This window comes from Actinopolymorpha rutila, from assembly GCF_013407855.1.
In the GTDB taxonomy this organism is placed as follows: Bacteria; Actinomycetota; Actinomycetes; order Propionibacteriales; family Actinopolymorphaceae; genus Actinopolymorpha; species Actinopolymorpha rutila.
This window is the reverse complement of record NZ_JACBZH010000001.1, coordinates 6603605-6615932: the sequence shown is the minus strand read 5'-3', so window position 1 is coordinate 6615932 and position 12328 is coordinate 6603605. Positions and strand designations below refer to the sequence as shown.

General features: G+C 68.6%; 5 protein-coding genes. 1 reads left to right on the top strand and 4 read right to left on the bottom strand.

The genetic code is table 11. The features are described from left to right. Positions 1-40 precede the first annotated feature (40 nt). Entirely contained in the window at positions 41-751 is a 711-nt protein-coding gene (locus tag F4554_RS32755; protein WP_179790906.1) for a YciI family protein, read from the bottom strand. 380 nt (positions 752-1131) lie between these two features. On the opposite strand from F4554_RS32755, the gene F4554_RS29705 reads away from it, so the two are divergent. Beyond that, on the top strand, positions 1132-1692 hold the full coding sequence (locus tag F4554_RS29705) for a DUF7144 family membrane protein (RefSeq protein WP_179790905.1): 561 nt from the start codon (positions 1132-1134) through the stop codon (positions 1690-1692). Positions 1693-1948: 256 nt separating this feature from the next. Here the strand turns inward: F4554_RS29705 and F4554_RS29700 are convergent, their stop codons facing one another. The 3 genes from F4554_RS29700 to F4554_RS29690 form a co-directional block, all read right to left on the bottom strand. Then, the gene (locus F4554_RS29700; protein ID WP_179790904.1) at positions 1949-6466 is read right to left on the bottom strand and encodes a DUF4082 domain-containing protein; all 4518 of its coding nucleotides are present in this window, start codon (positions 6464-6466) and stop codon (positions 1949-1951) included. 46 nt (positions 6467-6512) lie between these two features. After that, positions 6513-9641, bottom strand: coding sequence for a DUF4082 domain-containing protein (locus F4554_RS29695; RefSeq protein ID WP_202889520.1), 3129 nt, complete (start codon positions 9639-9641; stop codon positions 6513-6515). Positions 9642-9905: 264 nt separating this feature from the next. Next, positions 9906-12305: a glycoside hydrolase family 2 TIM barrel-domain containing protein gene (locus tag F4554_RS29690; protein ID WP_179790902.1), complete on the bottom strand. Its 2400-nt coding sequence runs from the start codon at positions 12303-12305 to the stop codon at positions 9906-9908. Between the last annotated feature and the right edge of the window lie 23 nt (positions 12306-12328).

The following is a 12328-nucleotide window of genomic DNA, read 5'->3' as shown; positions in this document are numbered from 1 at the left end:
ACCCGGCGCATCGAAGTCCTGCCGCGCTGCCAACGCGATCTCAGTCGACGGCCGGGTCGGGCATGAACATGCGGACGTACTGCGCACGGCGGGAGGCGACCGCGATCTTCCCGGCCCACTCCAGCGCCTCTTCCGGGGTGGGTACCTTGACCATGGTGAGGCCGCCTACGGGCTCCTTGGCCTTCGGGTGCGGGCCGTCGGTGACCGTCCCGTCCGCGGCCACCGCGCCGACCCACGCCGGCGTGTCGGCGGGGTCCTCCGGGGCGTAGTCGAGTCCGCCTGCGTAGATGTACACGCCGGCGTCCATGGCCTCCTGGATCACTGCGTGGGAGGTCTCGCCCACCGCGACCCAGTCCTCGGTGGTGGGGAACTTCATGTCGCCGTTGTCGAACGAGATCAGGTATCGCGCAGGCTCGTCCCTGCCTCGCCTGAACGCACGGACCTTCTGCGGAGTGCGGCAGCCGACCGCGATCTTTCCGCCCCACTCCAGCGCCGCCTCCCAGCTGGTCACCTCGACGATGGTGATGCCGCCGAGGAGTTCCTTGCTCTCCGGGTACGGACCGTCGGTGACCATCCCGTCGGTGGCGACCACGATGGGTTTCACGGCGTAGTCCAGCTCGCCGGCGAAGACGAACACTCCGGCCTCCGTGGCCTCCTCGCGGACCGCCTGAGCGGCCTTGGCCACGTCGGGCAGGTCCTCCTCGGGGAGGTCCGGCGCGGCGTTGTCGAACGAGATGAGGTACCGCGGCATGTCACGACTCCTTGCTCCGGCGGCCACCTCTGGCCGCCTCTCAGCCCTACTACGAACGCCCCGCGCCAGATCCGACACGTTGTCGGCAGAAAATCTAGCCTTTCTCGGCCGGGCAGGGTGCTGAGCTCACCGCCGTCGGCGAAGACGACTGTGCCGCCGACGTAGCTGCCCAGCCGCAGAGCGTCCTCGGCTTCGGCCAGGTCCGCGGCGACGTGTGCAAGGTGACCTTGACATTGTCGTTGCCCACCGGAAATGCCAAGCTTTCGCAGTTTTGCGTGAGCTAAAGGGATTTCGCCCGGTGGGGGATGACCCCGCCTCGGAGTAGCGTTGTGGAGGACCTTCCGATCCATTGGAAGGGACGAGGTAATGGGGGTTGTGCCATGACTGACATGGGACAGCGCGACACCGGCGCCGGGGCACAGGAAAAGCGGGCAGAGGTACCAGAGCAGGCCCGGCCCGGTGAGGTCACAACATCGCGCGCGGAAGCACCGGCAGGGCAGAGGCCTGCCGAAGCCGAGGAGGTACGACCGGCCGGTGCCGGCGGGCTCGGCTGGATCACGTATGCGGGTGCGGTGCTGATCGTGGTAGGCGTGTTCGAGGGGATCTGGGGCCTGACCGCCCTGTTCAGTACGACGTACTTCGTCGTTCCGTCCTCCGGACTCGTCGTTGCCTTCAACTACACCGCGTGGGGATGGGTCCACATCGGGCTCGCCGTGCTGCTGGTGCTGACCGGCCTGGCGGTGCTCGCGGGTCAGCGGTGGGCGCGCTACGTCGGTATCTGCCTGGCGGCCCTGAGTATGTTCGCGAACTTCCTGACGCTCGCGGCATTCCCGTTCTGGTCGCTGGTGATGATCGCCGTCGACATTCTCGTCATCTACGCCCTCTCCGTTCACGGACGGGAAATGGAGAAGCTGCGTACCGGGAAGATGCGTACTGAGTAAGGGGGAATCGGCATGCATGTAAAGCCACCCGCAGTTGCGGCCGTCGCCGTCGGGCTCGGCGTCGCGGGCATCGCCGCCATGCGGCATCGCAGGCACGGGAAGCCCGCCAGGAAGCACCACCACTGAGCGCGACGACCACGGCGACACAGCGAGGGGCTGGCAGGACTCGGGCATCGCCCGGCTCCCACCAGTCCCCCGTTCTGTGTCACTCGCGGTTCAGCGTCATTCAGGGTCCGTCAGGGTCCGTCAGGGTCCGTCAGGGCCCTTCAGCGTCCTCGGGTGGAGCGTCGGCGTTGTGGGAGAAGCCGACGGCCCACAGCGACGGGGCCTTCGCACCGGCCCCGGCGGTGAACTGGACGCGGTACTGCAGGTAGCGCGACGCGCCGTCGATCCGTCCGTCGGCCGGCACCCTGGTCCAGTCCGTCCAGGTCGCGTCCGGGCTGGAAGTGCTGCCGGTCCGCACCAGCAGCGCCGCCGTGGCGCCCTTCGGGATGGTGCCGTCCCAGACCGCCCGGTCCCAGACGACCATCGCCTGGGTGTCCAGCAAACCGGAGACGAAGGTGCCGGACCTCGCCGTGCTCGAGTCACCGGCCAGGGTGACCCGGCCGAGCGTATCCTGATCGTCGACGTTCGCGTCTCCGCCTAGCGAGCCCCGCCTGAACGACGGCGCACTCTGCTCGCTGACGCCCCAGGCCGGCGTGACGAACTTCAGGGTGCCGGACTGGCCCTGGTTTCCGGCGGCGTCGGTCGACAGGCCGTTGATCAGGTACGTCCTGCCGGGGTCGAGGCCGGTCAGTACCAGGGCGTGGTCGGTGGCAAGCTCGTCCGCCCGGGCAACCGGCTCGAGGTTCCCCTTGCTGGTGCCCACCTGGACCACCGCGGTCGACGGTTCGTCGGTGGTCCACCGGACGGTCGCCGTCCCGCCGGGAAGGGGAGTCACCCGCGCCGACGTGACCTTGGGGGCCCTGGTGTCCCTCGTCGGCGTTGTGAAGGTGGCCGGCGCCTTGTCCGCCGCCGGATAGGTGCCCGACTGGCCCTTCAGGTCGGTCGAGGTGACCCGGTAGTAGTACTTCGTGCCGGGCTTCAGCCGCCGCGTCTCGAGCCTGTGCTTCCGGGTGGCGTCACCGATCTTGACCTTGGTGTTCAGGGCGCTCGGGGACGTGCCGATCGCGACTTCGCTGGTCGCCACTCGAGACGTCGTCCAGGACGCCGTGGCGCTTTGCTCGGCGGTCGCCGCGCCGTTGTCGACACTCAGGGCGGAGAACGCCATCGCGCCGGCGGCAGGTGCCGAATAGGTGGCCGTGTAGGAGCCGTCGGCCGCGCGGAACGACGCGTACTCCAGGCCCTTGACGGTGCTGGTGGTGTAGTCGACCCCGCTGCCGGCCCTGGAGACCGCGCTCAGCACGGACCCACCGGGACCGGCGGTGGGCAGCATCCCGGTCAGCTCGTTCGAGCCGGTCCCGCCGGTGACGGTGAAGCTCAGCGTGTTGCCGCTCCAGGTGATGTTCCCGAACGCGGAGGCGTTGCGCCCGTCCAGCCAGGTGACCATCTGCTTACCGCTGACGATCGGCACGTTGTGACTTCGCGCCGAGGAGATCAGCGCGTCGCTCTGCGGCTCGGTCGGAGCGTCGGTGTGCATGTTGGCCGTGAAGGCGCCGTAGTACCCGAGGGGTCCGGTCGCGTTGTCCAGCAGCTGGTCGACCGTGAACGGGTAGGTCTGATCCGACTCGTCGGTCATCTGGGTGACCGCCTGGTAGACGTCGATCATGCTTCCGTCGGTGTCGACGAACCGCATGGGCATGCCGGATCCCGACATGAACCCTGGCCGGTCCTGGATCCAACTGCCGGGCCAGTAGTAGTAGTTGCCGTCCATCCGCATGCCGTTGGCGAGCTCGGTCTTCGGTTGCGACGCCCAGTCACTCCACGCGATGCAGTGAGTTCGGTTGCTGACCGGTGACGGGAGACCCGGGTAGTTGCTCCGCCAGGCCGACAGGTCATTGGCGTAGTTGTTCGCCAGCGACGTGGGCGTGAAGTCGCCGCAGTTCGTCGTCTCGTGGACACCGACCTCGAAACCCTGGTTGGTGTACGAGACCGCGGCCGAGTTGGTCAGGCGCGGAGTGTTCGGATAGACGTACGAGCTGTACCGATAGCAGGTCCAGTCGATCACGGAACAGTTCGCGGGACTGTTGGCGAGCAGTTGGTCGAAGCGGCCCGGAGTTCCGCCGTTGCCGTGGTCGTCACCGGTACCGACGATCACAGCCTTGAGCCCGCGCGGGAAGTACCAGAACCGTGGCAACGGCTTCTTCTCCCGGTTCATCACCTCGATCAGGTTGGTCAGCAGCCGTTGCTGCTCGTCGGCCTGCGGAATCGCCACCTTGCTCAGGTTGACCCAATCCGGTGAGCTGCCACCGAAGAACATGTCATCGGATCGGATCGGCGATTGACGATCGCGTTCCTGCCCTGCCCAGGCCTGGTTGCCCTGACGCATGGCGACGATCGACCGGGGCAGGTCGTAGGTGAAGGCGGCCGCTTCTCCACCGTTGCTGCCGACGCCCTGCAGAGTGACGGCCGGATTGCTCGTCGCCGTAGTCGCGTTGGAGTAGAGCGTCGCGATCGACTGGGCACCGGAGAGGGTGTACCGGTCGGCCGAACCATGGAACTGGATCGTGTCGGAGACGATGCCCGAGCCCGGCGCCGTCGTGGTGTCGACCTTGAGGTATCCGTCGTCCACCGAACCACCCGCGGGGGTGAGCCCGAGCAGACCGGACAGCGTGCTGCTCGGCTTCATCGCGATCAGGTTGCCGCCTCCGTTGACCCAGGTGGACAGGGTCGCCGCCTGGTCGGAGTCGACGGTCACCGCACCGAGCACCACCACGTCGTACGAGGCCAGCTTCGAAGCCGACAGTGTGGACACGTCGATCGTGGCGAACTCGTTGAGCCCCTCGGTGCGCAGGATCTCGGCGAGATACTTGGAGTACGGGTTGCCCGAACTCGTGACGACCGCGATCGGTCCTCCCGGACCTTGAGCGATGCCCGGCGGCGGAGGTGCACCGGTCGCGAAGGACCAGGTCGCCGGCGTCATCGTGTTGCCGGCGGCATCCTTGGCCCCGCTGACCGAGACCGTGTAGCTCGTCGAGGCGGCCAGCGCTGCGTTCGGGGTCAGGGTCGCCGTCAGGCTCTGTGTGTCGTAGCTGAAGGCCGCCGGCACCACGGCGCCGTTCGGGCCGGTCAGCGTCATGGTGGCGGCGCTCACGTCCTCGGAGAACGTCGCCGTGACCGGGGTGGACACCGCGACTCCGGTCGCTGCGTCAGCGGGGGCCATGGACACCACCGAGGGTGCGGTCGTGTCGGTGGCGCTGGTGTCGAACACTACGTCGACCCAGTAGTTGGTCGACTGGAAGCCGTTCGTCGGAAACCCGCTCGCGCCGTACTTGTAGAGGCCGTTGAGGCCGTCGGTGCCGTTGCGAAGGGCGGTCAGCGGACCACGTGACGTCGCGGTGTTCGCGAAGTAGCCGCTGTTGTTGGCGTACCGCCCCACTGGTGCGAAGTAGGAAGCGACGTAGGTCGTTCCGGCGGTCACCGGTACGGGCGAGGCGAAGGTCGCCTGCTGCCATCCGGTCGCCGTCTCGCCGGTGAACGTGACCGAGGCGAGCTTGGTACCGGTGCGGGTCCACAGGCTGCCCACGTGCGTGCCGGTGTTGCCGGAACCCTTGTAGAAGCGGATGCCGGTGACGAAGCCGTCCTGGCCGGCCCGGAACTTGACGCCGACCTCGACGGCAGAGTTGTCCGCGGTCGCGGCCGTAGCCGGGGTGGTGGTGTTCGGCCACAGCGTGCATGGACAGCCGGAGGTAGTCGCGGCGGTGGTGAACGTCCAGGTGATCGTGTCCATCACGTTCCCGGACTGGTCCTGGGCGCCGCTGAGACTGGCTGTGTACGTGGTCGAGGTGGCGAGCGGTGCGTTGGGGGTGAGGGTGGCCGTCCGCGTGGTCGAGTTGTAGTTCAGGGTCGCCGGGACGGCGCTCGCTCCGGTCAGAGTGAAGTTGATGCTCGTCTGCTGGACGCTCTCGCCGAAGGTCGCCGACACCGACGTCCCGACCGGGACGCCGGTGGACCCACTGGCGGGCAGTCGGTCGGTCACCGTCGGCTTGGTGGTGTCGGTCCCGCTGGGGTTGAAGACGACGTCGACCCAGTAGTTCGTCGACTGGAACGTGCTGTTGGGAAAGCCGCCGCCGGTGCCGTAACGGTAGACACCGTTGCCTCCGTCGCCACCGTCCTGCAGGGCCGTCAGCGGGGAGTTCACGGTGCTCCCGGACGCGAAGTACCCGACGTCGGCTGAGTATCGCCCGACCGGCGCGTAGTAGGAGGCGACGTAGGTGGTGTTGGCGGTGACCGTCACCGGCGTGGCGAAGTTCGCCTGCTGCCAACCGGAGGTTGACTCGCCGGTGAACGTCACCGTCGCGAGCCGGGTGCCGGCGGCGTTCCACAGTGAACCGGTGTGCGTGCCGGTGTTCCCCGGGCCCTTGTAGAACCGGATCCCGGTGATGAACCCGTCCTGGTCGGCACGGAACTTCACGCCCAGCTCCACCGGAACGGTGTCCGCCTCGGCGAGCGTTCCGGGCGTCTGTGAGCCGAAGATCGTGCACGGGCAGGTCGCCGCCCGCGCACTCTGGGTGGACAGGCTGCCCAGAATGCCGAGCAGCAGGGCGAACGCGAGCACCAGGGCAACCCGGCGCCGCGAGACGCGGGCCGGGTAGCCCCCGGAGATTACTGACATCGAGCCCCCCGACTCTGATCAGTTCGTCTGAATCAGTTGGTATGAGTCAGCTGGTCGTGAAGACCACGTCGACCCAGTAGTTGCTGGACAGGTAGCCGGAGTTCGGGAATGCGCTGGCGCCGTAGCGGTAGACACCGTTCACGCCGTCGGTGCCGTTCCTCAGAGCCGTCAGCGGGCCTCGCGTGGTCGCGGATGCGAAGTAGTTCTCGTCGACGGAGTAGTGGCCCGCGGTGGTGAAGTACGACGCGACGTACGTGGTGTTCGCCGAGACGGCCACCGGGCTGGCGAAGTTGACCTGCTGCCATCCGCCACCGGACTCGCCGGTGAAGGTGGCCGTCGCGAGCTTCGTGCCGGTCCGGCTCCACAGTGTTCCGGTGTGGGTGCCGGTGTTCCCGGGGCCCTTGTAGAACCTGATCCCGGTGACGAACCCTGCCTGGCTGGTACGGAACTTCACGCCCAACTCGACCGAGCCGGCGTCCGCCTCGTCCGGGGTTCCCGGAGTCGCGGTGCCGGCCCAGATCGTGCACGGGCAACCGCTGCTTGACGGGGCGGCCGTGGTGAACGTCCAGCTGTCCTGGCTCATCGTGTTGCCCGCGCTGTCCTTGGCGCCGGACACCGTGACCGTGTAGGAGGTGCTGTTGCTCAGTGACGCATTTGGCGTGAAGGTGACCGTCTGCGCCGTGGCGTTGTAGGACGTCGTCCCGGCCACCGCCGTGCCGCTCGCCGGGGCGACGCTGACCCGCGCGGTCGAATCCTGGATCGGCTCGCTGAAGGCGGCCGTCACCGTGGTGTTGGTGGCGACGTTCGACGCGCCCGCCGCCGGGGTGCGCGCCGTGATCGTCGGTGGCGTGGTGTCCGAGGCGCCGCCACCGTCGTCGAAGACCACGTCCACCCAGTAGCTGGTCGATCGGTATCCCTGGCCGGGGAACCCGCCGGTGCCGTAGCTGTAGACCCCGTTCGGGCCGTCGGCGTTGTCCGCCAGCGCGGTCAGCGGGCCGCGGGCCACCCCCGTGGCGAAGTAGTCTTCGGAGATCGCGTAGTGACCGTTCGGCGCGTAGTACGACGCCACGTACGTGGTGTTGGCGGCGACGGTCACCGGGTTCGCGAAGTTGGCCTGCTGCCAGCCCGAGGCGGACTCACCGCTGAAGGTGACCGATGCCAGCTTGGCCCCGCCGGAGGTCCACAGTGACCCCACGTGGGTGCCGGTGTTCCCCGAACCCTTGTAGAACCGGATGCCGGTGATCGTCCCGGCCTTGGTCGTACGGAACCTGACCCCGACCTCGACTCCGGCGGAGTCGGACTCCGCCGCCACGGCCGGCACCGTGGAACTCGGCCAGATGGTGCACGGGCAGCTGACCGGAGGCGGAGACCCGTTGCCGACGGTCACCGTGCGCGCCGGAGCGGGCGTCTCCATCCGTGCGCTGTCGTCGGTCGCCCGGGCCATCACCGCGAGGTCCGTGCTGACGGTCGGTGTGAACGTGTACGACCAGGACCCGCGGCCGGTGGCCGGGTGCCAGGACACGCCGCCGTCGACGGAGACCTCGACTCCCGCGACCACGCCCCCACCGGTGTCCGAGGACGTACCGCTGATGGTGACCGGCTGGCCGACCGGAACAGTCGCACCGGCCGCCGGTGAGGTGATCGTCGTACTGGGAGGTGTGGTGTCGGTGGACTGGGTGGCCGCGACCAGTCCGGTCTGCAACGTCGCCGGCTGGGCGCCCATGTCGGCGAAGAGGTTGACGGTCGCCTGCTTGACCGCCGGGTCGGACGTGGCGCCCGAGACGTCGCTCCAGTGGGTGTCGTCCAGACCCCACGCCCACTGGATGCTTCCGGCGCCGAACACCAGCGCCCCGCTGCGTGCGCGGTACAGCGAGAGGTGGTGGGTGGCGGTGCCCGACGCGTACGACGAGCCGTAGTCCTGCAGGTAGCTGGAGACGTCGTGGGTGTCGGTGGAGAGGTGGATCAGCCCGTCGGGCTGGGACCCGTTGTCCGGGCTCTCGTCCCACTCGTAGCCGAGAATCCCGTGCCCGAGCGTCGTGGTGGCGCCGGCGGCGAGGTTGGCCACCTTGGTGTTGCGCCAGAACCGCAGCTTCGCGTCGGCACCACCGACGTGCATGTCGGTGGCACAGCAGTTGACCATGAACATCGTGCCGCTGAGGCTGTTCTCCGGCCGGCCGCCGTCAGCGGGCGGGCTGAACCGCGGGTCACGCCAGGTACCGGTCCACACCGTGGGGTCGAGCGGGTCGATCGTCGCGTTGGCGTGGGTCTCCTTGTAGGTGACCAGCGTCCGGTAGTTGTTCTCGTACCGCGTCTTCCAGAAGATCTCGTTGCCGCTGAAGAACGCCAGGTTCACGCCGGCGTCGCGGGCCGCCTCGACGTTCGTGCGCTGCTGGCCCGACCAGTACTCGTCGTGGCCCACCGACATGAAGGCCTTGTGCTGCTTGATCAGTGAGCCGTACCGGTCGGTGTCGACCCCGGTCTCGTAGCTCACGTCGTACCCGTTGGCCTCGAGGAAGCGGACCATCGGATACTCCGCGTTCCACACGAAGTCGTGGAAGGTGTCGCCGCTGTTGGTGTTGAACGGGCGGTTGTAGCTGACCTTGTAGGCGCGGTTGGCGGGGCCGCCGACGTAGAGGCTGTTGCCGCCGTACGCGTTGTACGCCTGCCAGGTGGTGTCGGAGGTCTGGAAGTACAGGTCGGAGCGGCTTGCGTCGTCGCGGACCACGAACACGATGTGGCCGCGGGTCGTGCCGGACTTCAACTCGGCGAAGTAGATGCCGGACACCGCGGTCGACGGGACGGCCCAGGTCGCGCTGGTCGACCAGTTGCCGCAGTCGATCAGGCCGGTCGCGGTGTCCTTGTTGCAGTTGGGCTGGTTGGTCGGTGCGACGTTCGCGATGCTGGTGACCTTGCGGGCACCCGCGCCGCCGTAGTAGCCCATCCGGTAGATGTTGATCGTGTACGTCAGCGCGGTGTCGACCTTGAACCCGATGGTCGAGCCGCGGTTCACGCTGATGTCGGTGGAGAAACCCTGCAGCGCCGCGCTGTCGGGACTCGACACGTCCCAGTCGGTGGAGCCCGCCTGGGTGTTCTCACAGGCGACCGGGTTGAGCACCGGCGGATCGCACGGCGCGGCGGCTGCACGCGGCGTCGACAGGAAGAGCAGCGATGCCACGCCCAGGCACATCGCGAGTAGCAGTCCTACAGCCCGATGGCGTGGACCACCGAGTGCAGACGAGAGCGATTGGACACGCACGACGTCTCCCCCCGAGATGCCGAGATGATCACCGATCAAAACACGAGGAGACAGGGCGCGCTGGCAAAACGGGAAACCAGCCGTCGCCGGGGAAGTTTCGGAGATCTGCCTCCGAAACCGCCCCCGATGTGCTGGGCTCCGACCGGTGCCGGCGATCGCCGACGGAGCGTTCGGCCTCGATCGCTAGGCGTGCAGGGCAACCTCGACCGGAGCGCAGCCCTCGGTGGTCGCGGTGACGGTGATGGGGCCTTCCGCGGTGGGGCGTACGACAGCGAGGGCACGGCCGTCGAAGGTGCGCCAGGTGTGGTCGGCGAACCGCTCGGCGGTCCTGGGGTTGGCGCTGCACATCCCGGCCAGCGTGCCGGCGCCGGACACCTCGACCGTGACCGGCCGGTCCTGCCCGGACACCAGCCGCCCCTCGTGGTCGGTGAGTGCGAGACTGACGTACGCCAGGTCGGTCCCGTCGTACCGCAGTTCGGTCCGGTCCGCGGCCGCCGTCAGCCGCACCGGGCCGGTCGCGGTCGAGAGGCTGGTATGCCCCACCTCCGTACCGTCGGCGTAGGCGACCGCGACCAGCGTGCCCGGCCGGAACGTCGTCTCGACCACGGCGACCTTCGGGCGCCAGTCACCGACCGGGCTCCGGCCGACCTCGGTGCCGTCGAGGAACAACGCGACCTCGTCGGCGTCGGCGTAGACCTCCACGGTCACCGGCTGTCCTTCGTACCCGGGCCAGGTCCACGAGCTCACCGAGTCGCTCCACGCCCACGGCGACTGCAGCGTGACGGAGTGACCGTGGTGCTCGGGCCGCCGCACGGCGAGGTACGGCTCGTGGCGCAGCCCGTAGACGATCTCGCGGTAGTAGGACACCGGGCGCCGGTGGCCGGTGATGTCCAGGTCGCCGCACCAGGCGGTGAGAAAGGGGAACTCGCGCTCGAGCGCGGCGACGGCCGTGGTGTCCTCCGCGTACGTCGTGGCGCCGATACCGACCTCGCCGAGGTAGTCCCAGCCGGTCCAGGTGAAGTCGCCGATGACGTGGGAGTGCTGCTCGACCATGGGCCACAGCCGGCCGATCCGGGAGGGGAAGGTCTCCGAGCCGACGATGACCCGGTGCGGGAACAGCTCACGGTCCATGGCGTAACGGGCCTCGGCGTAGTTGAGGCCGACGACGTCGAGCACCGAGTGGGACTCCGCCGTGCGACGGGTGACGTTCTCGCCGGTGGACAGCGTGTTCATCGCGTCGTCGATCATCTCGTTCAGCCCGGCCGGTTGCTCGCGTAGCCGGTCGGCGAGTTCGTCGAGGACGACCAGCGCCGAGTTGACGCCGTTCGTGACCGGCCGGGTGGGGTCCTCGGCGCGGACCACCTCGGCCATCCGGCGGGCGAGGACGGCGCCGTGTGGGGTGCCGACCTCGGCGATCTCGTTGCCGAGCGAGTACATGACCACGCTCGGGTGGTTGTAGTCCTTTGCGACCATGGCAGCCAGGTCGGACTCGTACCACTGCGGGAAGTCCAGTGCGTAGTCGTACGGCGTCTTGCCGCGAACCCACATGTCGAACGCCTCGTCCATGACCAGCATCCCGAGCCGGTCGCAGGCGTCGAGCATCGCCACGGACACCGGGTTGTGGGCGGCTCTGATCGCGTTGAACCCGGCCGCCTTGAGGAGTTCGATCCGGCGTTCCTCGGCCCGGCCGACGGCGGCGGCGCCGAGCGGGCCGTTGTCGTGGTGGATGCACGCACCGCGCAGCAGCACCGGCTCGCCGTTGATCCGCAGGCCGTGGCGGGGGTCGACCCGCACGGTCCGGACGCCGAAGGTGGTCTCCCGGTCGTCGCCGGACGACCCGATCGACGTACGCACGCTGTAAAGGGCGGGCCGGTCGACGCTCCACAGCACCGGGTCGGGCAGGTAGCAGCGCCGGCGGACGAGGCACGTCTCACCGGGTGGCACGGTCACCGGCACCTCGTCGGCGTCGACCGGTCGGGTGTCGGGGTCGAGCACGGTGGTGCCGAGCGTGACGTGGGCGGTGGTCAGGCCGCGGTTGGTGACGCGGGTCGCCACCTCCACCACCGCCTGGTCCGGATCGACGTCCAGGGTCGTGACCCGGATTCCGTCGGGGCCGACGTGCACGGGTTCGGTGACGTGCAGCATCACCGGGCGGTGCAGGCCGGCTCCGGAGTACCAGCGGGAGTCCTGGCCGGACCGCACCTCGACACGGAGCTCGTTGCGTTCGCCCACCCGGAGGTACGGTGTGAGCTCGACGACGAACCTGGTGTAGCCGTTCGCCCTGTTCCCGGCGTACTCCTCGTTGCAGAACACCATCGGATGGGCGTACGCGCCCTGGATCTCCAGGGAGACGACCTTCCCGGACCAGTCGGGCGGAACGTCGAACGACTTCAGGTAGGTGAAGTTGCCCGGCGGGTAGTACGCGGACGCTCCCCTGGAGGGCGCATCGGGTGTCCGCTCGGTGTCCCGCAGGGCGTCGTGCGGCAGCACCACCGACACCGGTGCGGCCTGCCCGGCCTCCAGAACGGCGAACGGACTGGCCGGCGCACGGTAGGACCAGCCGTCGTTGAACGAGATCCGCATCGGGCCGACTCTGCCCCAGCAGC

Coding starts and splice junctions, on each gene's coding strand:
- F4554_RS29690 (WP_179790902.1), bottom strand. CDS start 12,305: ATGCGGATCTCGTTCAACGACGGCTGGTCCTACCGTGCGCCGGCCAGT.
- F4554_RS32755 (WP_179790906.1), bottom strand. CDS start 751: ATGCCGCGGTACCTCATCTCGTTCGACAACGCCGCGCCGGACCTCCCC.
- F4554_RS29700 (WP_179790904.1), bottom strand. CDS start 6,466: ATGTCAGTAATCTCCGGGGGCTACCCGGCCCGCGTCTCGCGGCGCCGG.
- F4554_RS29705 (WP_179790905.1), top strand. CDS start 1,132: ATGACTGACATGGGACAGCGCGACACCGGCGCCGGGGCACAGGAAAAG.